The sequence below is a fragment of the Candidatus Competibacteraceae bacterium genome, assembly GCA_016713505.1.
Taxonomy (GTDB): domain Bacteria; phylum Pseudomonadota; class Gammaproteobacteria; order Competibacterales; family Competibacteraceae; genus Competibacter_A.
Genome location: JADJPA010000001.1, coordinates 3,236,458 through 3,262,661, shown reverse-complemented (window position 1 = coordinate 3,262,661; position 26,204 = coordinate 3,236,458). Strand labels below are relative to the sequence as shown.

Here is a 26,204-nt window from a genome sequence, read left to right as displayed (position 1 = left end):
TGAGGCCCAAGACATCGAGTTTCAACTCAAAGGTCAAGTCTTTGCTTCGCAAAAGACGGCCCGGCGTTGGTGGCTCAAGTTCGAGAATTGGAGCACGATTGCTGTAGGGCAGCACACCATCTTGACTTGCTCGAAAGAAGACGCTTCCGTTTTAGCCCATACGTTCGACATTCCTCGCACAAATTTATCGTGACTCGAACGGCACCAACTGTGACGAAATTCAGTATGCCGATGGGATAGCCAGACAGCGTTTTAAACAACGCTTGGGTGGCGGCAAGCAGCAGTTCGTTTTGTTCATGGGCAGCGGACATCATCCCAACATCGAAGCCGTCGGCGAGATTTTTAAAATTGCCGCGACATTGCCAAAATCATATTTCTGATCGTCGGTAACGTCGGTTTATGCTTTCGATCCCATGCTCAAGCCGGAAAATGTGGTTGTTGGGCAAATCACCGAAACCAGCCAAGATCATCCTGGGTTAGCGGATATCGCCTTGAATCCCATGCTAGCCGGATCGGGAACCAATCTCAAAATGTTAGATTACTTTGCCGCTGGGATTCCGGTGATTTCCACGGCCACCGGCGCGCGCGGTCTTGACGTGCGAGACGAAGACCACCTTCTGATCCGACCCATCGAAGCAATGGCCGCCACTATAGAAAGCTGTCTTTCTCAACCTGAACACATGGCTCGTATCACTCAAACGGCCAGAAAGCATGTCGAAGAACATTTCGATTGGCGCGCAATAGCCGAGAAAGTCATGCTGAGCATCAAAAATGCCCCTCGGCCCAGCAGCTCCCAGGCAACTCGACAGACGCTCCGTCGGGCACGCTCCCACTTACAGTCCTTAAAACGCCCATGAGCAACTTCGATCACCAGCGTTTCCCGTCGCTTGAACCTGGGTTGTGGTTTCGATCATCGAGAAGCTTATCTCAACGTCGATCTGAATTTCCTGACAAGCCGGATTTGGTCGCCGACGTCTGCGAACTGACGATGCTACCGAGCGGTTACTATGAGGAAATCATCGCCCAAGACGTTCTCGAACACCTACCGCGAACTTCGACTAGTAAGGCGCTACGCGAATGGAACCGCTTGTTGCAAGTGGGCGGCCGACTTTATCTACGGGTGCCCAGCCTTGAAGCGTTGGCGTCGCTATTTCAGCAAAGCAACAGCTTCGAACGCCATGCCGAACTTGATGCATTTTTTGTTTGGAACCCAAGCCTATACTGGCGACTTTCATCTTACTAGCTTACCCAATTATTACTGGAAGGCTATCTGAGGCAAGCGGGCTTTCAACCCGAAACAATAACCATTCTGCACGATTGGCTGTTTGATGCATCCGCTAAAAAAATTTCTGCTTTAATTCCTGACAGCCTTGAACAAGGGAAAAGAAGCTTTTGAAATCAGTGAGCCACGCGACTTTGTTGCAGCCGCCTACCGTTTGCTGCTGAGGCGCGAGCCAGATTCTGAAGGCCAAGCATTTTTCTGGACGGGTTGCGGGCAGGTCATTTGGAGTACGCTCAAGTGGTGGCGATCATTGAAGGCTCACCCGAGTACCATCAACTTCAATCCGCTCCCAGCGTGCTGAATTCCATCGAGAACTCAGCCGCGGATAGCCAATCCCACTGAACTACCATCTCGGTTTTATAAGCAGCGACCTATCTTAAACAGCCTTGATTGATGATCTGCGTGACCCGACTTTGGAATTCAGGAGAGCGCAGAAAATCCACCGCACCTGCTCGCGAGTTTGGCTACCCGTATTCAATTGGTTCACCCAGTGGTTAAAACCGCTCAGATCTCCGCCCCGGCGTAAAAAAGCGTAGTAAAGATCAGCCACATAATCCGAATTGCTCCGGTTGCGGCTAGCATATTCAGCGCTGGCCAGAAACTGGCGCGAAATGGTATCGACTTCGGCGTTTACCGCCGCCGCTCCCGAACATTGCGCGCCGCGGAAACGGCCTAACCAATATTGAAATCCACTGCTGTCCGGCAATCGGTTAAGAAAACCCCGGTAAAATCCACTACCGCATAAACCTCACCCCGGCTGGTGGTATCACCCAGCAACCCTTTCATGTAGCTGCCAAATTCCGGCGAGAACATAAAAGAAAAGAGAATCACGCTACGCGGCAATCCGGCGGCCAGTTGGCCGCTCAATAAAGCCAGACCGCCACCATCGGGTTCGCGGCTGAAAAAGTGCGATATAATTCTATAACATATTGATTATTATCTGTATTCTTAGCAAGATATTCAGCGCTGGTAAAAAACCAGCCCGCCATGACCCGAAAGGCTTCCTGAGTGTCCACCCCAGCCCTTCCAAACGAGTGGTCTCACCCTGCCAGTAGGTCAAACCCCCTGAATCTGGACTGCGCCCGAGAATAAATTGGTAGTAATGCCGGATTAGATCTGTTGCGGCAGTCGAAGCAACCACCGTGAAAGAGCGATAATAAATTTCCGAACCAAAGACCCCTCCGCCGCATTTCTGAAGTCAGCCCAAACAAAATGCAGCTTATTTTTGTGAAAATCATTTGGGGTGCATGGTATCGGCGCGCGTCGGCACTTGACTGGGGCCCCCAAGCAACGCCATCGTTGCTGCTGGTATACAGTATGGGTCCTGTGGCAAAACCCTCGACCGTACCGGTCGTTTGTTGAAGCGGCATACAACCCCAGGCCTGGCGCTTCCGCCAAGGAAGGCGCCAGGCCTTCGGCGTTGCTGTCTGCTTCCGGTTGGTTAAGGGAAAATCCAGTCAGGGCGATGGGAGCTTCCCAACCTTGATTTTCGGGCGCTCCGCGCCGGAAGGTTACGTTGGTGCCCCGCGTGCGATCCCAGTACGCTACGGCCAGACGTCCGTCGCTGGTGGTCAATAAAGTGGGTGAATAGATGGCGGCATATTCTTCCGGGTAAAGAGGCGACAGCGCTTGAGCGGGATAAAGCCAGCTCGCCCCCTCCCGGACATCCCAGCGCAACGGATCGCACTCCAAAGAGTGAAGACGGCGGCCAACCTTGTTGTGGCCGGCCCGCGCGGGTACTACGGAAAATCAAATACAATTACCGCTGGGCAATTGTCCGAGCCGTGGGTACTCACTATCAGCAATTCCATCATTTTGTGTGACATTTTGTTCTGGTGTCCACGATTGCCCGCCATCACAACTCATCCGATGGTAAATCTGGCCATAACCGACATTACGGCTGTCGTAATAACCCAAATGCAGGTTACCGAAGCGGTCCACCCATAAATCCGTAGCGTGCGAATAACCATTGCTGGAATTACTGAGTTGTTGGGAGGCTGCCGTTGCACCACCGTCGGGGCTGCGCCTGAAATAAACTTCACCGCTAACAGGATCAGCGGTCCAAGCCACATAAACATTGTTACCGGCAACGGCGATTAAAGGCAATGCATCGTTACGGCCGGCCGCATTGCTAAGATTGACTGGAGCGGTCCATGTAATACCATTGTCAGGGCTTCGAATATAATAAACTTCTGGTTCATAATTAGGATAAACGAATCAGTCCACGCCGAATGCAGCATCCCATTCGCCGCCGCAAGGCGTGGAAAAACTGGAAGGGCCTTGAACGGTTGTAAGTCTAATTTCCGGACCAAATTAGCTTCGGCCGTAAGGCCGGCAAACGAGAAGCCGATTATCAGGCCGCTTGCTAAAAAGTACTTGACCATAGCCTATCACTCGTTTATTAAGGGCACGTTGGATTGTTATCCTGATAAATTCCTGCGCCATCGGTCAACAGAAAAAGAGAACCACCGCTGCGTTTGACGTGATTGATCGCCGCTGGTAGGGTATTTTTCGTCATCCAAGAGACTCCATCATCATTACTGCAATAATAATAACCAGCGTAATCAGCGCCGAATAGTCGCCCATCAGCAGAATATTGTAAACTGCTTAAAACCAGCCGCCGCAATCCCGAAGTCGTTACTGGAAAGAAGGAGCCACCTCCATCGACCGAGCGATACACCCCATTGTTGGTGGCTGCCACAACAATAGTGGGAGCCGTTGGTTTTTCCGCAATCGACAGAAATTCAAGACGGGAAAAACCTGGCGTGCTTGCGTTTATCCTAACCCAGCTTAGTCCATTATCATTGCTAAAATAAGGCAGATCATCAAACGAAATTAAAAAGAACTTGTTGGCAAGAACGCTGGATATTACCGAACCGTTGATTTTCAATCCCAAGATATTCGAAGTGGTGCTGACCTGCCAAAAGCCGTTCGCCTGCCTTCGAAATAGCCCATAGTTAGGATCGCTACCGGGAAAAAGCGAGTAAAATACCGTATTATTGTCAAAAGGTGAAACAGCTAATCCAACTTGATTGGTAAATGATTGCGGCACACCCGCCTCCATGACTTGAGACCAAGCTGCACCATTCCAACGAAACAAGCTTAGCGGCTGCCCAGCATCCAATAAATCATTACCACCAGACGCGGCATAAATTAAATTCGGGTCATTAGCACTCGCAGATAGCTGGGTAACGCCGCGAATCAGATCTCCCGCAAAGCCGATATTCAAACCATTATTCACAGGTGTCCACGTACCACCACTATTAGTGCTTTGCCAAGCACCACCACTCTTTAAACCCATAAAGAAATTAGTGGCTACCGCAGTACCGGTAAAAGCCATAACGCGATCAGCTTTCAGCCCATTTCCCGTAAAAAGCCATGGACTAATCTGTAAAGAATTGGTGGCTTGGGCGGTCTCGGAGCGAAATAAGCCGTAGCCTTTTACCGCCGCCAATACTCTCCTAGGCTGACCCGGCAGCGTGGTCAGCGCATAGATACCACCGAGCACATCTGGATTGACGCCAGGATCGACGGCCTGTTGCCAAGTCAAGCCATTATCGAGCGAGCGCCAAACCCCAACGGCTCGGGTGCCCGCCCAGACTATTGCAGGATTATTAGCATCCCGCCGCAGCGTATAGATTCCAAACAAATTACGGGTCAGAGACCAAGCTCCGTCACCCACTTTTCGATAGATGCCGCCGCTCACATCTCTAGGGTCCATTGTTCCCGCCAATAATGCCCCTGTACTATCCACCGTTAGTGAAGTTACAAATTTATTCGGTAAACCGTTGTTCCAATTCACCCATGACGCACCACCATCCGCCGATTTGAAAACTCCTCCGATATTGAGCGCGGGATTATGGGAATTATTGCGCGTCGCAACGTAGGCGACGCCCGTATTGGCGGCAGGATCGAACAGCAGATCGACAAAATCTAGGCTATCGAGTCCAGCGACGGTGTTAATGAAGGTTGCGGCGCCGTCCGTGCTCCGATACAATCCAGCACCGTTGATGCCCGCTAGCACTTGATTGGCGTTAAAGGGATTGAGGGCCACCACGGTCACTGGATCGAACAAACGCTGGCTCCAGCTCGCGCCACCATCGCTACTTTTGTACAAACCCGAGGTCGAAGCAACGTAGAGCACGGATCCGCTCCCCGCGAGACGGTGGATATAGCGGGCCGGCAACGCGGCCAGCCGACTCCAGTTCAATCCTCCGTCGTTGCTTTTGTACAACCCCCGCCAAAAGTGGCGGCGTAAACCACCGCGCTGTCCGCCGCATACAGGTCTCGAACTTCACCAGCTTGTACAGACCATTGTACTAGCGCCTCAACGGTCGCAGGGCGCATCAGTATCAGAAGAAATACGATCAGAATTCTTAGCGGCATTGATCAGGATCTCCGAGTCTTTATATTAAATTGCCTTCAGACTATCCGCTGCGTACTTTCTAAGACCACTCTTGAAATACGCTAGAAAATATCTAAAAAAATGCGGATAATCAAATAATTATTTTATCCATTAAAGCTTCAAGGCCATTGTATAGGCCTTGCTATTTTAAGGATCCACTACTTCCGGTCATGAGCCATGCGGCGCATCGGCCCTACCGTTGGAGCCGATCATTTTGATTTTTCAATATTTTTCACTAAAAACCTTAAAAAGCTGACATGATAGACTGGGTTATGTTTCGTTCCCTCTGGCAGTTTAGAGGGTTCATGTTAGGAGCGGTGCGGCGCGAATTTCAGGGCCGCTATCAAGGCTCAATGCTGGGTGGTCTGTGGGCGATTCTAAATCCTTTAACGATGATCGTTATCTATACTCTGGTATTTTCCAAGATCATGGGTGCCCGCTTGTCAGGTCACGAAGATAGTACTTTTGCCTACAGTATTTATCTTTGCGCTGGGTTACTGCCGTGGACCTTGTTCTCCGAGATGCTCGGAAGATTGAATTCGGTCTTTCTGGAAAACAGCAACTTAATCAAGAAAGCGCAACTACCGCGCGCTTGCTTGCCCATTATCGTGGTACTTTCAGCATTATTGAACTTTGCTATTGTAATGGTTTTATTCTTCTCGTTCTTAGCTATTACCGGAAATTTTCCGATATGTCCCTTACTCACCTTTCCTCTGGTCATCATGTTGCAATTGGCATTCACCTTAGGCTTAGGGGTTATTCTCGGTACTTTAAACGTGTTTTTTCGGGATGTAGGACAGTTTACTGGTATAATTTTGCAGTTCTGGTTTTGGCTGACTCCCATCGTCTATGTTCCTGGCATCCTCTCATCGGAAACTCAAAAACTGTTTTCGCTCAACCCCATGTGGCCGATGGTTCATGCGTATCAGACCATTTTCGTCGAACAGCGTGTTCCTGACCCGTGGTCGTTAATGCCGGTAGTGCTACTAGCGTTGGTTCTACTGATTCTAGCGGCTAAGATTTTTCTCGCTCGCGTGGGCGAGATCGTGGATGAGTTGTAATGGGTTATTTGCGAATTCAAAACCTTGGCAAAGTTTATAAACGCTATCCCCATAACCGGGCCCGGCTGTGGGAATGGTTGCAACCATCCCGCCAACGCCATATCGAGCATTGGGCATTGCGCGGCGTCAGTTTTGAGGTGCATCCAGGCGAATCCGTAGGTTTTATCGGTAATAATGGGGCCGGCAAGAGTACTTTGCTCAAGATTATCGTCGGTACTACTCATCCCAATGAGGGTCATGTCGAACTGGGTGGTCGCATTGCGGCACTTTTAGAATTAGGAATGGGTTTTCATCCAGAATTCACCGGACGCCAGAATGCCTACATGAGTGGGCAAATTTTGGGCCACACTGGCTCGCAGATCACCCAGCTTATGCCAGAAATCGAGGCCTTTGCCGAAATTGGCGATTATCTCGACCAACCCCTGCGCACCTACTCAAGCGGTATGATAGTGCGGCTGGCTTTCAGCGTGGCAACCGCAGTGAGGCCGGAAATACTGATTGTGGATGAAGCTCTTTCTGTAGGCGACGCTTATTTTCAGCATAAAAGTTTCGAACGCATCCGCCAATTCCGCGATGCTGGCACCACTCTGTTGTTCGTATCGCACAGCCCTGGTGCGGTGAAAAGCTTGTGCAGCCGAGCCATCTTACTTGGATCGAGGACTGCTGATCCGAGATGGTGAACCTGACACCATTCTCGATTACTACAATGCCATCATCGCCAAACAAGAAGCCGATCAGCAAATTCGAGAGGTGGAATCCGACGCGCGCAAAAGCGTGATTCGCTCCGGCAGCCGAGCGGCGGTGATTGAATTTGTGGATATGCTGGACGCTCGTCACAGCGTTAGAGCGGTCAGGGTCGGCGATCTGGCGCGGTTTCGGCTAGAGGTGGCGATCCGCGAGGATCTCGCCGAACTCACGGTCGGGCTGCTGATTCGGGATCGACTAGGCAACGATGTGTTCGGCACCAATACCTGGCACTTGGGTGCCAGCCGCCGCGATATGACCGCTGGCGAGAGGGTGCGCGTGGAATTCGAGTTTCCCGCGTTGAATCTGGGCATCGGCAATTATAGCGTCAGCTTTGCATTGCACAGCGGCGACAACCATTTGGCCAACAACTATGACTGGTGGAATCAGGCCTTGGTTTTTCAGGTAATTCCGGGCTCCGGACCGCTGGCTTTGGGCGTCAGTTACCTTTCCGTTTCAAGCCATTGGGATTAATGGAACAGCCAGCGCCATGATGCATCAACCATTCAGTCCGGAAGTCGATGCCGAACAGCTCATGCACAGCCTTCGCGCTGAAGTGGCTAAAAGCCGGCAATGCGACTATAGCTCTGCCGAAGCCTCGCTCTCGCCTTCCAAAAGGCTTTATACCCTCGATGAGCTCTTACGTTATGACGATAGCGAATTTATCGCCAACGCCTATCAGGGACTTCTTCAGAGAGAACCTGATCCTGAAGGATCGTTTCATTTCTTAGCTCGAATTCGCTCTGGATCAGAGAATAAAGTCGATGTCTTACGGGAAATTCGATACTCCCAAGAAGGCTTGCAGCAGTCTGTACCAGTGGCCGGGTTATTGCCGCCGTCAGCGCCAGCACACTCTGTTGTTCAGGCTGAATTTTCGGAGAGTCCTTTTCCATCCGTTCCCGTCTCTCAGGCCGATAGCCCGTCACCTATCAGCCATTCAGATTTCAAACCTTCCTATACGCTGAGCGAGTTGCTGCAATTCGATGACGAGCATTTCGTTTGCAATGCTTTTCTTGCCTTGCTTAGGAGGCAACCCGACTCCCATGCCCTACAATATTATTTACACCACCTCCGACAGGGGTTATTCACCAAAATCGATATCTTAGGTCGCTTGCGCTACTCTCGCGAAGGGCGCTCAATTCGTATAAAAGTAAAAGGCTTATTAATACCTTTTTTATTGCATTCGACCTTCACAGTGCCCCTAGTCGGTCACCTCATAGCGACGATCAGCTCATTGCCAAACGCTAGAGCTTTAATCCGGCGCTTACGGGCGACGGAAGCTCGCACTGAGATGCAAGCGATTCGAATTCTTTCCATCAGAACTCAGATAGCTGGACTGGCTGAAAAGGGCTCTCTCAACCAGAACAACCTTGTCGAACTCACCACCCGCCAGCACGAGATCATTGAACATCAACGGGCAATCGCCGTTCATCAGCAAGAAATTATCGCTTATCTGACAACTGAACTCACGCAATTGAAATTGCTGGCCGACGCGAAAGCAAATAAGATAGAGCTAACGGAGCTGATAACAGATTTACAGAATTTCGCCCGATCCGAAACAGTCACTGCTCGACTGGCCGACACGCTGTCACAAATCAGAGGACTGTTGAGCGCCAAGGCAGACAGCAATGAATTTGACCAGTTTGCCCGACAGTTGCGCGCGGAATTCGACGCCAAGCTCTCCGCCAGCCTCGATCAGGCCATCCCGCCGCTGCGCGCGGAATTCGACGCCAAGCTCTCCGCCAGCCTCGATCAGGCCATCCCGCCGCTGCGCGCGGAATTCGACGCCAAGCTCTCCGCCAGCCTCGATCAGGCCATCCCGCCGCTGCGCGCGGAATTCGACGCCAAGCTCTCCGCCAGCCTCGATCAGGCCATCCCGCCGCTGCGCGCGGCGCTTGATGTTTCGCATGTAGAAGTGGTCCGACGCACACAACAACTGACCGGCGCTCTTCGCAATCAACTTCAAGATCAAAAATACACGATCCTAGATCAGCAACGGCGTTTGGGCCTGCTTCTGGAGGAAACCCGCAAACGCTTGCCGGAACCGCTGGATACGGAGCAACTGAACGTTTTTTCAGATGAGGCGGAACACTTGTTAGATGCCATGTATGCGGCCTTCGAAGATCGGTTTCGCGGCACCCGAGACGATATCAAGGACCGGCAACAGGTCTACTTGCAAGCTATTCTCGAAAGTGGTGCTGGAACGGAACACGCGCCTGTGCTGGATCTCGGTTGTGGTCGGGGCGAATGGCTGGAGCTATTACGCGACCGGCAACTAATCGGGCGCGGCGTCGATTTGAACCAGATTTTTGTCCGGCAATGCCTGGATAATGGCCTGCACGTGGTCAAGCAAGATGCGCTGGCCTATTTAAGAGAGCTGCCGAACAATGCCTTGGGCGCAATCACCGGTTTTCACATTATCGAGCACTTGCCAACCCGAATCTTGGTCTCCCTGTTGGATGAAGCGCTGCGCACCCTGCGACCGGGAGGTATGGCGATCTTTGAAACGCCCAATCCAGAAAATCTGGTGGTGGGAGCCTGTAATTTTTATATGGACCCGACCCATCACAATCCGATGCCGCCCGCGATGACGCAGTTCTTGGTTGAAGCGAGAGGCTTCGTGCGCTGCGAAATTCGACGGTTGCACAATCGGGAGTTGATCGAGCCGTTACATTTGCTGGAACCGGAAACACCAGGAACGTTAGAATTGAATCGGCTGCTCCAGATGGCCAACGAGCACTATCTCAGCGCACCGGATTATGCGGTAATCGGCTATAAAGCGGGCAGGAGCTAAGCGATCGCGACCCCTCTGGAAACCGCATGAGCGTTGATCGATCATCTGAATTCGCTCGTAAATTCTCTTGCTTGGATGCTGGAACGATCATTAATAATGCCTGGAATAATGCCTGGCTTTTTTGCCTCCCGTTTTGAATTTGCCCTGATTACTCCTTGGTTCGGCTCTTTTGCTGGCGGAGGCGGCCGCGCGTTCGCCTCTCTGGCTGAAATGCTCCAGCAGTGTGGCTATCCGGTTACTGTATTGACGACCTGTAGCCGCTCTCCTTACGAAGATTGGCGCAAGGCTTGTCACCCGGCTGGTGAAACCCAGGTCGGTGCTATCCGGGTGCGGCGCTTCCCCGTCGATCAATCCGATCCCGGACCCTACCATACCGCCGTAGCCACCAGGATGCGCGGAGAGCCCGTTTCTCTGGAACTTCAGCACGCCTTTTTTGAAAACGGCCTCAACAGTCATGCCTTGATCGAGCATATCGGCCAGTTGGACCCCGAGGTCGTCCTTATCGCCGGAACCTATTTTCAGTCGCTGGTTCCGTCCGCTATCAACGCTCATCCGGGACGGATCATCGCCTTGCCGGCTTTTCATGATGAGCCAGAGTTTTACTGGGCGCCGATCGCCGCAATGGTTAGCAACAGCCGCAAGCTGCTTTTCTTATCAGAGGAGGAAAAGGATCTCACCATTCGCGCGTACGGACATGGCGCCGGACGGCGGTTGGTGGAAAGTCCCGTTGTCGGGTTGGGGGTCGAACTTTCTTCGAGCCTGATCGCGCGGCTCGAAGAACCTGATTTTCTCCAGCGGACACGGATGAAACTTGGCTTGCCTGACCGCTATCTGGTTTACATCGGCCGTATCGAGCCTGACAAGGGGCTTTCCTACCTGTTCCCTGGATAAATCGCTTGAACGAAGCGCGCGCGGCGCACGGCGAAAATCCGATTCCATTAGTGCTAATCGGTGAGGGTCCACCTGGAGTCGTTCCAAAATCACCTTGGTTGATCGAATTGGGCTATTTGCCAGAAGTGGAAAAACTTACCGTGACCGCTCAAGCAATTAGCTTGATCAACCCTTCGAAGCTGGAAAGCTTTTCCTATGTCATCATGGAAGCTTGGCTAGCCGGCACACCGGTTTTAGTGCCGCGAGACTGCGCGGTGACCACCGGACATGTAGAGCGCTGTTCGGGGGGGTTGGTCTACAACAACGAAATTGAATTCTCGGCCCATGTCGAGGCGTTGCTGGATCGAGATATGCGAGCGGCTCTGGTGGCTCGCGGTCGGCGCTACGTCCGCTCCCGGTTCCGCTGGCCAGATGTGATGGACAGGATTCTACGAGCAGTGCTGCCATGAAGATTCTAGTTGACGGTCAGACTCTGGACACACCGGAGCTGCAGCGTGGCATCGGCAAGGCTTTTCTCGAAATTCTCTACCACTTGATAGATGGAGATATCCAGCACGACTGGCTTGTTGCGGTTCGGGATCTGAAGCATATCGAACGCCTCAAACCTCGCGCGCGGCGTTGGTTACAGCCGGTCTTGTTGCCTGCCCTTTCGACCGATGTCGAACCGGTCGAGCGCTGTCATAGTTATGGGCGGCAGCTTGATGCGCTGTCCCGGATGCTGGGAGCTGACCTCTATTGGAACCCTAACCCCTTGATGCCCAACGTGTGTTATCCGCTGGGTCTGCGTTCCATTCCTCGCGCGGTCACGCTCTATGATCTGGTTCCGCGCCGAATGCCAGAACGGTTTCAGAAGGAGTGGGGTTCCGTTCTGTGGCGGGACTATCTGGCTCGCTGCGACGATCTGGCAGCGCAGGGATGTCAACTGCTAGCCATTTCGGCCGCAACCGCAAAGGATTTTGGCGACCTATACCCCTCGGTGGCACGCCAGATTCAGATCGCCACTCTTGCCAGCGATTACTCCTTGTTTTGGCCTTACATCCAGGGCGATAAATTGTCGAATCCGCCTTATATCCTCTATGTAGGAGGCTTCGATCCCCGCAAGAACATGGATAACGCTCTACGGGCTTTCGCCGCCTTCGCGCGAACCCGACAATCCGAGACTATCCGTTTCAAAGTCATCTGCGCGTACGACCCCGCGTCCCACAACCACTATCGGGCTCTCGCCCAAGAATTGGGGGTCGCCGACCGCCTGGACCTCCCTGGATACGTTGAGGAGAACGAACTCGGCTTTTTATTCCGGGGTGCCAGTGTTTTTTTCTTTCCGTCCCTCTATGAAGGTTTCGGCTTGCCGGTTCTGGACGCGCTGGCCTGTGGCCTTCCTGTCGTAGTCAGTTCATCTTCTTCCCTCCCTGAAGTCGGCGGCGAGCACGCCATTTATTGCGAACCGCTTGATGTCGCTGACATGGTTCGCGCCTTGAATCAAGCCTGGGATCGGCGCGATCCGAACGATCCACGTCGTTTCGCCGCCGTGCGGCATGCTCGCAACTTTCGTTGGGAAAAAACTGCGAACCAGTATCTGCAAAGCTTTAAGGAAGCGCTTCTTCTTGACTCTAGCCAACAAACTTCAAAAAAATACAAGCCACGCATAGCCTACTTGTCACCGTGGCCATTACAGAAAACAGGGGTGGCCGATTATAGCTATCAGCTGATGCCATATTTGCTAGACCGCATGGACGTGACGCTTTTTGTGGAGGATCCTGAAGCAGCAATTTCTTTGCCCGGACTTGACATTCAAGCCTTAGCTGACTATCCGGAGCAAGCTCCCCATTACGATATCGCTATTTATCATCTAGGGAATAATCTCAGCCACCTAAAGATTTACGAATTGGCCTGGCTGATTCCGGGCATCGTGGTGTTACACGACTATAATATTCATCCCTCGCTGCAATGCGGCTTTCTCGATCAACCTCAGCAATTTCTCTATGAAAAAGCGTTGCATGAATATGGAATGAGAGGTTTGATCGCGTGGAACCATTACTTGAACACGGGTAATCGCCCAGACATCTGGGAATTTCCGATGTCTCATCCGATCGCCCGTCGCAGCCGCGCCGTTATTGCTCACAGCCGCTGGGTATCGGAACAGTTGACGGGTATCCAGCGCATTTTAAGAATCCATCTCGGCGCGCAGCTCCAAGCGGGTTACTCTGACCAAGAGCGCGCTTATCTGCGCAAGCGTTTGGGTTTAAGCGAACGATTTTTCTGGATAGGCGTCTTTGGCTTCATCAACCAACACAAGCGCATAGAATCGATCATGGCGGCGGTAGCCGCTCTTTATCGTAGCGGCTACCCGATAAAATTACTGATCGTCGGTGAAGTTAATGATAGCCGTATCAATTTCAACCAATTGGAACAACAATACGAATTGTCAGAAACTATTCAGCTCAAAGGTTATGTCAGTCACAATGAATTTTTTGAGTTCCTCAAAGCCGTCGATGTCGTAGCAAATCTGCGGTATCCAACAATGGGAGAGTCTTCAGCATCCTTGTATCACGCCTTAGCCAGCGGTGCACCGACTATAGTCACCGATTTTGGCTCTTTTACTGAAATTCCTGATTGTGTGGCTTGGAAAGCTGAGCCTATCGAAAACGAGATTGCACAGCTGATATCTTTTTTCAAACAGTTATTCAAATCACAGGGGGTTCGTCGTACTCTAAGTGATAAAAGTCGCCAGTTCATGCTGGATCGAGGGTCTCTTGAAAATGCTGCCGAAGCTTATTTTTCTTTTATAAGGAATTTATGAACATGGCTTCAGATCGTTCAATTGAAATCTCTAAATTTATTGGTGGATTAAAACTTGATGATTTGCGACCTTTGGATGTTGTGAAACTGGCTTACCTTCTCTTGCTAAGGCGATCTATCGATCCTATAGGCGAAGCATCATGGGCCAAACAAATCGAAACAGACAACTTTTCCATACCTTGCCTAATCGACACCCTCCAAGGCTCGCCAGAATATAAAATGGTCAATGCTATTCCATTTTCTCAAATGGTCCATAAAGCTCGTCAAGCGTGGATAAAATCCCTTCCAGTTTTTGAGAAGATACTTGATATAGGTGGTTCTTCTCCCAATATCGCTGAAGGTGCACTGATAGAACTAGGATATGCTCACAGACCCAAAGAATTAGTTATCTTTGATTTGCCTCCTTCAGAGCAGTATTGGGGGAAGCCAAAATTTCCGCAAGACCGTGATTATTCATTTTCTTGGGGTGCTCTCCATTATTTCCATGGCAAAGCTGAAGAGATTGACCAATGCCAACAGTTGGCAACTAAAACATTTGACCTAGTTTTTATGGGGCAGGTCATCGAACATATTATGCCCAATTTTCTTAACAGAGTACTTCGTTGGATTCACAGCCACCTGACTCCTAATGGTAGCTTTATTTTTGACACACCTAATAGGCTTATTACTTCCATTCAGAGTCCAGATAGTTTTATCGATCAAGATCATAAACTTGAATATACGCCCCAACAAATGGAACACATTCTCCTTGAAGCTGGTTTCAGCATTAACAATCGGCGGGGATTAATACCGATGCCTAATACCTATTTCACTAAATCCTTTAATCCTTTAGAATCCTATGAACAGCCATTGCTATCTGATGATTTAGATCAATGTTATATTTTTTCTTTTTCATGTGGGCAACAGTAACGCTCGAAATAAAATTAAAATTTCCAAAGGGCCTCCTAGCCTAAAGAAGTCGTTAAGTAGGTCATATTAATTGGTTTTTATATTGATCACAAACTTAACACCTAGCTACCTTTGTAACACTACACGCTATACATCAAAATATTCTAAAGCGGCCCATACCCTATGTTGGACTAAATTTCCTATACTTTGACGGCTGTATTTTTCCCAATTTGGAATTAATACAGCTAAAGAACCATTCATCTTGACCTTCCATTAATCTCAAAGACAACCACAAAAAATGTAAAGTCATCAATGGAACCATATGATGAAAACTATATCTTTATCGACTGTTACTCCAGTTTATTCAGGTGCTTCTTATTTAAGCAGACTTATAGAAGAACTTAGCGATCTGCGAGAAAAATGGCTTACTTTAAATGCTCCTATTTTTCTTGAAGAAGCAATATTTGTTGATGATTCCGCCATTGACAATTCACCGCAAATTCTGGATGAAATATCTTTAAAATACCCTTGGGTTACAGTAATTCATTTATCCCGTAATTTCGGACAACACTCAGCAACCGTCGCTGGCATCCTTCATTCTTCAGGAGATTGGATTGTAACTCTTGATGAAGATCTTCAACATCACCCCAATCAAATCGAAAATTTACTCAAAAAAGTTAGTATACAAAGTTGTGATGTTGTCTATGCGCATCCTCAAGAAAATGTTCATGAAAGCTTAATCCGCGATTTAAGCTCGCGTTTTTATAAAATGCTAATAGCAAAATTGACGGGCGATAAAAATATTCTTTTATTTAATAGCTTTCGTCTCATAAGAGGATCAATTGGGAGAGCAGCCAGTAGCGTTTGTAGCCATGATATGTATTTCGATATAGTTTTATCTTGGTTTACAGAAAGAGTTTGTACTATTCATATTTTACTTAAAGACGAGCGCCTTATCGAGGGGGGCAAGAGTGGCTATACATTTCGAAAACTTTTATCCCACGCAAGAAGAATGATTATATCAACCCATACTAAAGCTTTACGCATTGGAGCCTTGATTGGATTAGGGGGAGTATTAACTAGTATTTTTTATGGGGGGTACGTAATTTTTATTAAAACTCTCACCCCTGATAGCCTAATACATGGCTTAGCATCCTCATTAATAACTACACTTTTTTTTGGCGGTATTATCGTTTCTTTAATCAGCGTTCTACTTGAATATATATCAGTGATTTTACTCCATGCTCAGGGAAAACCGACCTTTTTTGTTGTAGATAGAAAAGATGATAAAATATTAGCAAAGTATTTTCAGGATGATTTATAATGATCTTATTGACTTTTAATTCTAAGGATTTTAATACTTACAAAATAACATTCATTTTTGGGTTAGGCTTAATTGGGCGCAGCATTGTTTCTTCACTTATAAACCCCACAGTGCCTCTGCATAAGCTTGAATTTCCATATTCATGGATAGATTTTCAAGCTCAAAAGACTCATCAAAAATCTATTATAAAATATCTATTAAAATTTAAAAAAAGCGTGGACCAATCAAAAATAAATAATGTTAATTTTATTTGGAGCGCTGGAGTTAGTGCATTTAGCGCCAAAAGTGAAGAACTACATAAAGAATTGATTTCTTTTAAGAATACAATCGATTTTTTTGAAGCAATCCGAACTATTTTCAATAAAGCTAATTTTAGTTTTCACTTAATAAGTTCAGCTGGAGGATTATTTGAGGGACAGTGTAATGTAAATGAAAATAATACTCCAAATCCTCTAAGACCTTATGGCCTTTTTAAACTGGAACAAGAAAATTTTCTGATCAGCAAAGATTTGGATAGCAAAGTCTTTATATATCGACCTAGCTCTGTATATGGTTATTCTGACTTAGCATCATCTAGGCTTGGGCTTATCAATGTACTCATTCAACATGCCGTTCGCTACAAGGTTTCAACTATCTATGCAGCAATGCATACTTTAAGAGATTACGTATTAGTGAATGATATTGGTAGATTTATTGCCAATAACATTTCTTCACCTTCGTTATCACATAAGATATTTGTGCTTGCAACTGGAAGATCTAGCACAATACTAGAAATTATTCGCAAGATTGAAACTATCGTAGGGCGTAAATTATATATTCGCTATATAGCTAATGATGTGAATTCGGCGAACAATAGTTATTCTTACAAAATTTTACCCGATGGTTTTAATCCAACAGATATTGATACAGGAATAAGGAAAATCTATATAAATTCAACAGGCATTAAATATACTAGCCAATGATAACAAAAGTCACAATGGATAACAGATGGTTCCAACAAGGTATTGGATTTATTATTTCACTATTATGCCTTATAGTTATTGCTAGGCAAATTAAGTTTGAGGATGTACGTATAGCACTTGCTAATTTTCAATGGCTCTATATGTTCTGGGGGTTAGCTTCATTAACCTTCGGTTATGCCATACGGATAGCACGTTGGTCAGTTTTGTTAAAAACTATTAATCCTGAAGTTTCTATTGTTGGTTGCGTCGGGCCATTTCTTGGATCTATCGCTCTTAATAATATTTTACCGATGCGCTTAGGTGATATAATGCGGGCTTTAGTTTTTCCCTCTATTCTCGGAATCGGGAAGGCTACAGCAACTAGCAGTTTAATAATTGAGCGCTTGATCGATTTGGTCACTTTGCTAGTGTGTTTATTCGTTGGTTTTATCTTCACTTTAAAAGCTGAGCTTTCGGGTTGGATAACAAAAAGCGCTTTTACTGTAGGGATTTCCAGTATCCTTATATTAGGCTTTATTTTATTTTTTAGCGCGCCAATATCATCATACTGTGAAAGTTTTCTCAGCTATTCTTGGGTTAAAAAAAGTGAAATAAGAATAAAATTTTTTATTATGGCAATGAATTTACTGAAAAATATTAATGTAATGTCGCGTTTACCTATTCTGGCTTCACTTTTTTTTATTTTCAGCACTGATATGGTTGGGAGAAGCAGGTTTTTTTTGGGCATTGTTGATAGGTTTCAGATTTTCTGTTGGCCCTGAGGCAGCTATATTTGTCATGGCAGCGACAACATTATCAACGTTGATTCCATCTTCTCCAGGTTATATTGGTTCATTTCACTTAGCCGCTTTTGCCGCAGCTTCAGTTCTAGGAAGCTCTTCAGAACAATCAGCAAGCTTTGCGGTCTTATCGCATTTAGGGGTATGGCTGCCAACTACATTGGCAGGTATCGTAGCAATTTTACTTAACCCAAAGCTTTTTGCCAGTTTAGGAGTAAAAAGAAAAAATGTGTAATTTTTTTAATTAATTTCGAGAGTTGGTTGTATGAATATAAAACAATACGATGTGGCTATCGTTGGTGCCGGCTTCACCGGGCTAGCTGCCGCATACACCCTAGCTAAAAAGGGCTATAAAGTACGAATAATAGAAGCTGATTCCAATCCTGGAGGATTAGCGGGAACTTTTGAGTTTTCTGATGGGGTTAAACTCGAAAAATTTTACCATCACTGGTTTAACAATGATGTATATATTCCTGAATTAGTAAGAGAATTAGGAAAAGAAGAGGATATAATTACACTTCCCTCACGAACCGGACTGTATTTCAATGGACGAATATGGAAGCTTTCAAAACCTCTTGATTTAATTCGTTTTAAAGCACTTTCGCTCATTGACCGAATTCGTCTTGGCCTATTGGTTTTCCAAGTTGGTCGCATCAAAAATTGGCATAATATCGAACATCTTAGTATTCGTGAATGGTTAGAACCTCTTTGTGGAAAGGACGTTTATCGCGTAGTCTGGGAACCGTTAATTGTAGCCAAATTTTCAGTTTATGCAGAGATGGTTAATGCGGTATGGATGTGGAAAAAGCTTGTACTTAGAGGTGGCACTCGTAACACTAAAGGCGATGAAGTGCTTAGATATTTTAGAGGCGGATTTGGGCGCCTTGCGGAAGCCATGGTTCTAGAGATTCAAGCTCTTGGCGGTGAAGTTTTTTTTGGCCAAAAAGCGATTGGATTACGTGCAGAAGGAAATCAAATTTTAGCTGTTAGAACCGAGCAGTGCGAAATAACCGCACGGCAATTTTTGTTTACGCCTGCTTTTCCACTTATTGCCGATATCTTTAAAGAAGTTGCGGATTCGCATTGGATTACTTGTTTACGTCGAGTCCGTTATCTTGGAAATATGTGTTTAGTGCTTCGTCTTAAATTCAGCCTATCAACTACTTATTGGCTTAATGTTAATGATTCCGGTTTTCCCTTTGTAGGTGTAATCGAACACACTAACTTTGATGCTCCTGAAAATTATAATGGAAACCATATTGTTTTTTTATCGCGTTATCTTCCTGTGGAAGATCCAGTATGGTCATATAATGACACTCAATATTTTAACTTTGCTTTAGAGCAGCTCAAGCGGATGTTTCCTGAACTAAGTCCTTCTTGGGTTATTGAATATAAGGTTTGGCGTGCAGAATATGCCCAACCAATCACTGAAAAAAACTACTCCCATTACATACCAACTAGTAAAACTCCCTTTAGTAATGCTTTTATTTCCACCATGGCCCAAATATATCCAGAAGATAGAGGCACCAATTATGCTATTCGTGAAGGTCGATCCATTGCCGACGTAATTTCAAATCATTTGTAATGGAAAATCGATCATGTCATTTTACAGGAAAGCTAGATTACGCCATAGCCCTACTATTATTTATGAGATTTTTATTATTATTGTTCTTATAATTTTGTTTTTGCCATTACTCTTTCTTACGCCGAGGCTCGTTGGAGATGGCGGCGAATATTATGCTCTTTATTTTGCATGGAAAGATACTTTTAAACCTTTCATGTCTGATGAAAGTTGGTTGGCCTTTCAATATTTTGCCACATCAAATGAAGTTTTGATGCCACCAAATTATGCTGAACTATTAAAAAAAATGTTTGAAGTTTTGAATTTAGGACCCACCAGTGATTTCAATCACTTTTGGTTTTATAGTTTATTAGCTTCACTACTTAATAGATTTTTAGAAGTACTTTGCATTAACCCCTCTACGCATCTAACTTTTATTTTTATTCATTGGATGTTTATCTGTCTACCCGTTATTCTTGCAAACCGATTTTTTGGATTGAAAGGAGCAATTGGTGTTGTTATATTGACACTTTTTTCTCCAATGATATGGTACGTCGATAAGGTTCATACAGAATTTTTTACCTACTGTTTAACTTTGAGCGCGGTTATATTTTTTATTCATAACCATTACTTATTTTCATTTCTATTTTTAGCAATAGTTTCAACACAAAATATTAGCTTTGGTGCGGTCGCAGCGATTCCTCTAGCAATTGATTTTTGCCGCCGAAAAGAAAAAACATATTCCTATTTAGAAGTTAGCCTCATATTTTTAGGGATATTTTTTATTTTATTGCACCCGCTCTATTATTTTTTTCGATATGGCGTACTGACTCCTCAACTTTTTGCTGGCGGTGCCAAAGTTGGAGCTAATTTTAAGTATCTTTTTATCTGGCTTGTAGACCCAGATGTAGGTTTGTTACCAAATTGGCCTTTTGGTGTATTTATAATCATTACTATTCTGGTAATAACTTTGAAAAGGACTAATATATCAAATGTTTTATATCTAGATATTAATTGGTGGATATTTCTAGTTGGTTATTTGTTGATAAGTCTTTTTGCGCAATCCTCGACGGAGAATTTAAATTCAGGAGCAACACCTGGGTCTTCAAGGTATGCCTTATGGTATATTTCATTGTTTTTCCTTTCTTATTAATTATTTTAAGCAATGTTGACTTTATAAAATATACTAAACATGGTATCGTCACTTTTTCAGTTTTAGTGATAGGTTTTTTACTCTATAGTCAATTATATTATAAACCTACTCTCCCTGATAATTGCATAACCCCCTCTTTTACCTCTCAATGGATCCAGAAGAATTTTCCTACTCTTTATAATCCCCCTCCTGAAATATTCGCTGAACGATTCGGAAGAATTGGCGAACAGCCCACCCTAAATGATTTTAAAGTTTTAGCAGTTTTAGGGCCTGATTGTCGAAAAATTTTGCTTCGAAATATTCCTCACTTCGAAAAAATTCTCGGACCAAAAGACTGTAATTTTGATTATGAAAAGCTTGTTTCTTTTCTTAAAAATTATTTTTTAACTCATTCTGTTAAAGAACCTCTATATTTAAATCTTACCCAGTTTGAGACAGAGCAGCTTTTGTTTGATCCAAAATTTAATGTCTGGTATTCAACAAAAATTGGATCCACAATTACAAAAGGATTAGAATTTGGCTGGAGCAGTCCCGAAAGTTTTGGTACATGGTCTAATGCAAAATTAGCTCGATTATCCTTGCCATGCCTCAAAGAAAACCGAGCTTTTAAATTAGAATTTGAAATGGGAGGATTCCTTGTTCCCCAGCATCCCACTATGGGTATCTCTATTACATTTGGCAATAAAACTTTATATTCTAGCATTTTTAAGGGCGACTTATCTTCTAGGTATTTAGTCGGAGTAGAGCTCCCTATGAATATATGCAAAACTTCAAAATCATTTGAATTAGATTTCAAAATCAACGAGCCGGCTTCACCCTTTAATCTTGGGCTTTCCGTTGATGACACTCGACAATTAGGAGTTGCGTTGATAAAATTGCGTTATATTGACCCGACAGACGCCGCTTCCAGCGATAGTTATTGATTTTTCTAATTAAGAAAAATCGCCGGTTTTACCATCTCGTCAGACAATAAGATTTTTTGCCTTTCAAAAGGCTATCCCCTCAAGCTTTTTGCTGAAAGCCCCAATTATCATGCAAATTTTTATTCGATTTTCGTTTCTTGTTGTTTTATTTGGAATTATCGCTACCATTGCTGCCTGCTGTGACCGGCAATCCCCACAAACTCCCAAGATCGCAGCGAATGCTGTAGCGCCCACTACCCAGCCGCCTCCCGCTGCTTCGCCTTCAGTACAGCCATATTCTGCCACGCTTGCTGAGGGCATAAATTTTTCTAAACCGGGCTATCCAGATTTCCTTGCCCATGCAAGTGGGATATCTGGCTATGAACCTTGGGGGCGCTGGACGGATGGCGGCAAAGTTAATTTTCGTTTCACACAGCCACTACCCAAACAATTCACTTTAGTGATTCAAGCTAACGCTTTTGGTCCCAATCTAGGTGAAGTTGTTAAAATCAAAATTGGAGCGGCGCAACAAGAATTTCGAATAACCGAATCGAGCCAAGTCCATCGTTTTACTTTTAATTTGACGGATTTCGTTGATACTATCGAACTACTTATTCCTAAGCCAACCAGTCCCAAAACCCTAAAAATCGGCGAAGATCCAAGGGAGCTCGGTCTTGGTCTGATTAAACTGCAAATTTTGGACGAGGCTCACTAGGCTACGGCTCTCGCTTCTCGATAGAGCTTGACCACTGCAAGACTTTCCCACCAAACCTGTTTGTTTTTTATTGGAATCCCCATTGATTCAATCCAATCAGTAGCTTATAAATCCTTGTTTACGGAGTTTGATCGTGGTTAAAACTGCTGTTATTACCGGCATCACCGGCCAAGACGGTGCTTACCTCACCGAGCTGCTGCTGGACAAGGGCTACCAGGTCTTTGGCACCTACCGTCGCACCAGTTCGGTCAACTTCTGGCGACTGGAAGAGCTCGGCATCCAGAATCATCCCAATCTCCGGTTGGTCGAGTATGATTTAACCGATCCCGGCGCCAGCATCAGAGTGCTCCAGCAAGCCCAGCCTGATGAGGTTTACAACCTCGCCGCTCAAAGCTTCGTCGGCGTCTCGTTCGAGCAGCCCGTAACCACCGCTCACATCACCGGCCTCGGGGCCTTGCACTTGTTGGAAGCCATCCGCATCGTCAATCCGAAAATCCGCTTCTACCAGGCCTCCACCTCGGAAATGTACGGCAAGATTCACGAAATGCCGCAAACCGAGACCACCTTCTTCCACCCCCGCAGCCCTTACGGCGTCGCCAAGCTGTTCGCCCACTGGTCCACGGTCAATTACCGCGAATCCTATGGGCTGTTCGCCTGTAGCGGCATCCTGTTCAACCATGAATCGCCATTGCGCGGGCAAGAATTCGTCACCCGCAAGATCACCGACGCCGTCGCCAAGATTCATCTCGGCCAGCCAGAGGTATTGGAACTCGGTAACCTCGATGCTCAGCGCGACTGGGGTTATGCCAAGGAATACGTCGACGGTATGTATCGGATGCTGCAACACACCGCGCCGGATACCTACGTGTTGGCCACCAACCAAACTTGGCCGGTCCGCCATTTCGTGGAGCTGGCTTTTCAAGCGGTGGAGATAGCGCTCGAATGGCAGGGCCAGGAAGACAGCGAACTGGGTCGCGACGCCCGTACCGGTCAGGTGCGGGTGCGCGTCAATCCCAAATACTACCGACCTTGCGAGGTGGATGTCTTGTGCGGCAATCCGCAAAAAGCCCGCGACCTCCTGGGCTGGACGCCCAGCACCAGCTTGGAAGAGCTTTGTCGGCTGATGGTGGAAGCGGACCTGCGGAGAAACCAGCGTGGCGTCTCCTTCTAAGCGGGTCTTGATCACCGGTGCCAACGGTTTTACCGGCCGTTGGCTCGGCCGTCATCTCGCCGCCTCAGGCTATCAGGTCCATGGCTTGGTGCAGGGGTGCGGCTCAAACCGCCGCCGAGATCGAGGCCGACCTGCGCGAGCCCGCCGCTCTGCGCGCGGCTCTGGCAACCGTGCGACCCGATTTCATCGTGCATCTTGCCGCCATCACCTTTGTCCCCCACAGCGACAGCGCTGAAATCTATCAGGTCAACCTGTTCGGCACGCTAAACCTGCTCGACGCCGTCCTGGCGGCCGGCCTACAACCTCGCAAAATACTGATCGCGAGCAGCGCCAACGTCTACGGCAATCCGCCGGTGGAAGTCATCGACGAGACGGTCTGTCCCGCGCCGGTCAACCATTACGCCATGAGCAAGCTGGCGATGGAATACATGGTCCGCACTTACCAGGACCGCCTGCCGCTGATCGTCACCCGGCCCTTCAATTACACCGGCGTCGGCCAGGAAGAACACTTCCTAATCCCCAAGATCGTCGCACACTATCGGCGGCGGGAGCCGATGATCGAGCTCGGCAACCTGGACGTGGTGCGCGACTTTTCCGACGTGCGCTTTGTGATCGAAGTGTACCGGCGCTTGCTGGAAAGCGACGTTCGCAATGAAACCGTCAATCTCTGCTCCGCTCAAGGCGTGGCTCTGGATGAAATCATCAAGTGGATGAATCGGCTCGCCGGCTACGCGATCCAGGTCAACATCAACCCCGCTTTCGTGCGCGCCAACGAAGTGCGCCGCTTGATCGGCGATAACAACAAGCTGCGCCGCCTGATCGGTTCCTTCCAGTCGTTCCGATCGACGATATTCTGAGTACCCTTTACCACAACTCGACCCCGCCGTCGGGCTGAACCAGCATTTTGGCCTTTCGCCATTCCGATTTGCGAGCGCCCGATATGGAAAGCAGTCCCCTTTCCGCATGAAACTGATCCTGAACGTCGACGCCATCACCCACCCGCTCACTGGCATCGGCCAATACACGCTGCGGCTGGCGCGGGGGTTGCGAGCGCATCCGGCGATCGAGGAAACCCGCTTCTACTCGGCGTATCGCTGGATCGAAGATCCCGAACAGGTGTTAGCCGCCAATCGACCCATCGCCCGGATCCGGCGCTGGACTCCCTTCAAGCCGCTGGCCTTGAACATCTACAGCGCGGTGCGCAGCCAAGCGTTTTTTTGGCAAACCCGCGCCCTGAAACAATACATCCTGCATTCTCCCAATTACATTCTGCTGCCTTTCGACGGTCCGGCCGTTGCGACTATCCACGATCTGTCCTATCTCCACTACCCCCAGCACCACCCCCGCGAACGCATTCTGTTCATGGAACGTCACATGCCGCGCACCCTGGCGCAAGCCGCCGCCATCATTTGCGATTCCGAGTTCATCCGCCAGGAAATCATCACCATCCTGGGCGTACCGGCGGATAAGGTGACCGCGGTCCCTTTGGGAGTCGATCCCGCGTTTCACCCGCGCGATCCCGCGACCCTACAACCCGTGCTGGCCCGCTACCACCTCGACGGCCTGTCTTATCTGCTGGCCGTATCGACGCTGGAGCCCCGCAAGAATCTACCGCGCCTGCTGATGGCCTACGCGCGCCTGCCGGACGCGTTGCGCGCCCGCCATCCGCTAGCGCTGGTCGGCGCGAAAGGCTGGTTGAACGCCGAACTGGAGCGCCATCTGGCCCCGTTGGAGCGCACCGGCCAGCTCCGCCGTTTGGGTTACGTACCGCAAGATGACCTGAATGCTTTGTACGCTGGCGCTCACGCTTTCGCCTATCCCTCGCTGTACGAAGGGTTTGGCCTGCCGCTGCTTGAAGCCATGGCCAGCGGCGTCCCGGCTCTGTCTTCCGATTGCTCGTCGTTGCCGGAAGTCGCCGGCGACGCGGCGCTACTGGTCGATCCTGAAGATATCGACGCATTGACCGCCGGCCTGGCACGCCTGCTGGATGACGGCGACTGGCGGCGTTCGGCCAGGGACCGAGGCTTGGAACAAGCCCGCCACTTTTCCTGGCAAAGCTGCGTCGAAAAAACGGTCGTCGTCTACCAGCGCTTGCTGGAGGAACCCGCCCATGGCTGAGCGCCACGCGACCGCGCGTGACCTGCCGGATAACGCTGGGCAGGCGGGAACCTTCGAATACGATTCCGCCACCAGATCGCCGCCCTTCGTGGACGAGCTCGCCCAGCTTTGGCACTATCGCGATCTGGTCTTGTTGATGGCCGGCAGCATCCTAAAAAATCGCTACAAGCGTTCCCTGCTGGGCATTCTCTGGATGCTGTTGAATCCCCTGTTGCAAACCATCGTGCTGGCAATCGCTTTCGGCGCCTTGTTCAAGTCGGCGTTACCCCACTACGCCATTTATTTGTTGAGCGGTCTGCTGGCCTGGAGCTTCATGACCCAGACCACGCAATACGCCATGGCCGTCATGGCCGGCGGCGGCGGCTTGCTCAAACGCATTTATATTCCCCGCGCCACCTATATCGTCGCGGTGGTCGGCAACGGCCTGATCAACTTCCTGGTGTCGATTTTGCCGCTGGCGCTCATCATCCTGGTGTTTCAGCATCCGTTCAGCGCCAGTTGGTTGTTCTTGCCGTTCAGCATCACGATTCTGACGGTATTCACTCTGGGGCTCGCGCTGTTGCTAGCCACCGCCTCGGTTTTTTCACGGACTCCATCGACATTTATCAGATTGTGGTCCAGGCCGGTTTCTTCCTGACCCCGATCATGTATCCGC

General features: G+C 48.2%; 26 protein-coding genes and 1 pseudogene. 22 read left to right on the top strand and 5 right to left on the bottom strand.

Going from position 1 to position 26,204, the window contains the following annotated elements; all coding sequences use genetic code 11:
- The first annotated feature begins 413 nt into the window (after nucleotides 1-413).
- Together IPK09_14935 and IPK09_14930 are read left to right on the top strand one after the other, a co-directional pair.
- Nucleotides 414-857: a glycosyltransferase gene (locus tag IPK09_14935; GenBank protein ID MBK7984893.1), complete on the top strand. Its 444-nt coding sequence runs from the start codon at nucleotides 414-416 to the stop codon at nucleotides 855-857.
- The gene (locus IPK09_14930; GenBank protein MBK7984892.1) at nucleotides 854-1,243 is read left to right on the top strand and encodes a methyltransferase domain-containing protein; all 390 of its coding nucleotides are present in this window, start codon (nucleotides 854-856) and stop codon (nucleotides 1,241-1,243) included. The genes IPK09_14935 and IPK09_14930 overlap by 4 nt, the downstream gene beginning before the upstream one ends.
- 415 nt (nucleotides 1,244-1,658) lie before the next feature.
- On the opposite strand, the gene IPK09_14925 is transcribed toward IPK09_14930, so the two are convergent.
- The 5 genes from IPK09_14925 to IPK09_14905 all read right to left on the bottom strand — a co-directional run bounded on the left by IPK09_14925 (nucleotide 1,659) and on the right by IPK09_14905 (nucleotide 5,426).
- The gene (locus IPK09_14925; GenBank protein MBK7984891.1) at nucleotides 1,659-1,988 is read right to left on the bottom strand and encodes a DUF4214 domain-containing protein; all 330 of its coding nucleotides are present in this window, start codon (nucleotides 1,986-1,988) and stop codon (nucleotides 1,659-1,661) included.
- The gene (locus IPK09_14920; protein ID MBK7984890.1) at nucleotides 1,955-2,149 is read right to left on the bottom strand and encodes a hypothetical protein; all 195 of its coding nucleotides are present in this window, start codon (nucleotides 2,147-2,149) and stop codon (nucleotides 1,955-1,957) included. Before IPK09_14920 ends, IPK09_14925 begins: the two co-directional genes overlap by 34 nt.
- The gene (locus tag IPK09_14915; protein MBK7984889.1) at nucleotides 2,146-2,298 is read right to left on the bottom strand and encodes a hypothetical protein; all 153 of its coding nucleotides are present in this window, start codon (nucleotides 2,296-2,298) and stop codon (nucleotides 2,146-2,148) included. Before IPK09_14915 ends, IPK09_14920 begins: the two co-directional genes overlap by 4 nt.
- Nucleotides 2,299-3,031: 733 nt before the next feature.
- On the bottom strand, nucleotides 3,032-3,388 hold the full coding sequence (locus IPK09_14910) for a hypothetical protein (protein ID MBK7984888.1): 357 nt from the start codon (nucleotides 3,386-3,388) through the stop codon (nucleotides 3,032-3,034).
- A gap of 295 nt (nucleotides 3,389-3,683) precedes the next feature.
- Nucleotides 3,684-5,426, bottom strand: a complete 1,743-nt coding sequence (locus IPK09_14905) for a hypothetical protein (protein MBK7984887.1) — start codon at nucleotides 5,424-5,426, stop codon at nucleotides 3,684-3,686.
- Nucleotides 5,427-5,944: 518 nt separating this feature from the next.
- Between IPK09_14905 and IPK09_14900 the strand changes: the two genes are divergently transcribed.
- From IPK09_14900 to IPK09_14805, 20 genes and pseudogenes are all read left to right on the top strand, one after another.
- A complete protein-coding gene (locus IPK09_14900) occupies nucleotides 5,945-6,748 on the top strand; it encodes an ABC transporter permease (GenBank protein MBK7984886.1) in 804 nt (267 codons plus the stop codon).
- Nucleotides 6,748-7,428 (top strand): ABC transporter ATP-binding protein, encoded by a 681-nt coding sequence (locus tag IPK09_14895; protein MBK7984885.1) that lies wholly within the window; start codon nucleotides 6,748-6,750, stop codon nucleotides 7,426-7,428. Before IPK09_14900 ends, IPK09_14895 begins: the two co-directional genes overlap by 1 nt.
- Entirely contained in the window at nucleotides 7,397-7,966 is a 570-nt protein-coding gene (locus IPK09_14890; protein MBK7984884.1) for a Wzt carbohydrate-binding domain-containing protein, read from the top strand. The genes IPK09_14895 and IPK09_14890 overlap by 32 nt, the downstream gene beginning before the upstream one ends.
- A 16-nt stretch (nucleotides 7,967-7,982) precedes the next feature.
- On the top strand, nucleotides 7,983-10,286 hold the full coding sequence (locus IPK09_14885; protein MBK7984883.1) for a DUF4214 domain-containing protein: 2,304 nt from the start codon (nucleotides 7,983-7,985) through the stop codon (nucleotides 10,284-10,286).
- 33 nt (nucleotides 10,287-10,319) lie between these two features.
- Entirely contained in the window at nucleotides 10,320-11,177 is an 858-nt protein-coding gene (locus IPK09_14880) for a hypothetical protein (GenBank protein ID MBK7984882.1), read from the top strand.
- 5 nt (nucleotides 11,178-11,182) lie between these two features.
- The gene (locus IPK09_14875; GenBank protein ID MBK7984881.1) at nucleotides 11,183-11,626 is read left to right on the top strand and encodes a glycosyltransferase; all 444 of its coding nucleotides are present in this window, start codon (nucleotides 11,183-11,185) and stop codon (nucleotides 11,624-11,626) included.
- Nucleotides 11,623-13,977: a glycosyltransferase gene (locus IPK09_14870; protein ID MBK7984880.1), complete on the top strand. Its 2,355-nt coding sequence runs from the start codon at nucleotides 11,623-11,625 to the stop codon at nucleotides 13,975-13,977. The genes IPK09_14875 and IPK09_14870 overlap by 4 nt, the downstream gene beginning before the upstream one ends.
- A gap of 2 nt (nucleotides 13,978-13,979) precedes the next feature.
- Nucleotides 13,980-14,885 (top strand): methyltransferase domain-containing protein, encoded by a 906-nt coding sequence (locus tag IPK09_14865; GenBank protein MBK7984879.1) that lies wholly within the window; start codon nucleotides 13,980-13,982, stop codon nucleotides 14,883-14,885.
- A gap of 304 nt (nucleotides 14,886-15,189) precedes the next feature.
- Nucleotides 15,190-16,188: a glycosyltransferase gene (locus tag IPK09_14860; GenBank protein ID MBK7984878.1), complete on the top strand. Its 999-nt coding sequence runs from the start codon at nucleotides 15,190-15,192 to the stop codon at nucleotides 16,186-16,188.
- Nucleotides 16,188-17,150, top strand: a complete 963-nt coding sequence (locus IPK09_14855) for a hypothetical protein (GenBank protein MBK7984877.1) — start codon at nucleotides 16,188-16,190, stop codon at nucleotides 17,148-17,150. Before IPK09_14860 ends, IPK09_14855 begins: the two co-directional genes overlap by 1 nt.
- A 14-nt stretch (nucleotides 17,151-17,164) precedes the next feature.
- On the top strand, nucleotides 17,165-17,911 hold the full coding sequence (locus tag IPK09_14850; protein MBK7984876.1) for a flippase-like domain-containing protein: 747 nt from the start codon (nucleotides 17,165-17,167) through the stop codon (nucleotides 17,909-17,911).
- Nucleotides 17,850-18,164, top strand: a complete 315-nt coding sequence (locus IPK09_14845) for a flippase-like domain-containing protein (GenBank protein ID MBK7984875.1) — start codon at nucleotides 17,850-17,852, stop codon at nucleotides 18,162-18,164. Before IPK09_14850 ends, IPK09_14845 begins: the two co-directional genes overlap by 62 nt.
- A 36-nt stretch (nucleotides 18,165-18,200) precedes the next feature.
- Nucleotides 18,201-19,514, top strand: a complete 1,314-nt coding sequence (locus IPK09_14840) for an NAD(P)/FAD-dependent oxidoreductase (protein MBK7984874.1) — start codon at nucleotides 18,201-18,203, stop codon at nucleotides 19,512-19,514.
- Nucleotides 19,515-19,527: 13 nt separating this feature from the next.
- Nucleotides 19,528-20,643 carry a hypothetical protein gene (locus IPK09_14835; GenBank protein MBK7984873.1) on the top strand — a complete coding sequence of 372 codons (1,116 nt, stop codon included), beginning with the start codon at nucleotides 19,528-19,530 and terminating at the stop codon, nucleotides 20,641-20,643.
- Nucleotides 20,610-21,566, top strand: a complete 957-nt coding sequence (locus IPK09_14830) for a hypothetical protein (GenBank protein ID MBK7984872.1) — start codon at nucleotides 20,610-20,612, stop codon at nucleotides 21,564-21,566. Before IPK09_14835 ends, IPK09_14830 begins: the two co-directional genes overlap by 34 nt.
- A 109-nt stretch (nucleotides 21,567-21,675) precedes the next feature.
- Nucleotides 21,676-22,260 carry a hypothetical protein gene (locus tag IPK09_14825; GenBank protein MBK7984871.1) on the top strand — a complete coding sequence of 195 codons (585 nt, stop codon included), beginning with the start codon at nucleotides 21,676-21,678 and terminating at the stop codon, nucleotides 22,258-22,260.
- 127 nt (nucleotides 22,261-22,387) lie between these two features.
- Nucleotides 22,388-23,431 carry a GDP-mannose 4,6-dehydratase gene (gene gmd / locus IPK09_14820; protein MBK7984870.1) on the top strand — a complete coding sequence of 348 codons (1,044 nt, stop codon included), beginning with the start codon at nucleotides 22,388-22,390 and terminating at the stop codon, nucleotides 23,429-23,431.
- Nucleotides 23,415-24,288 (top strand): annotated as a pseudogene (locus IPK09_14815) (GDP-mannose 4,6-dehydratase). Before gmd ends, IPK09_14815 begins: the two are co-directional and overlap by 17 nt.
- 106 nt (nucleotides 24,289-24,394) lie before the next feature.
- Nucleotides 24,395-25,549 (top strand): glycosyltransferase family 4 protein, encoded by a 1,155-nt coding sequence (locus IPK09_14810; GenBank protein MBK7984869.1) that lies wholly within the window; start codon nucleotides 24,395-24,397, stop codon nucleotides 25,547-25,549.
- Entirely contained in the window at nucleotides 25,542-26,186 is a 645-nt protein-coding gene (locus IPK09_14805; GenBank protein ID MBK7984868.1) for an ABC transporter permease, read from the top strand. Before IPK09_14810 ends, IPK09_14805 begins: the two co-directional genes overlap by 8 nt.
- Nucleotides 26,187-26,204: the final 18 nt, after the last annotated feature.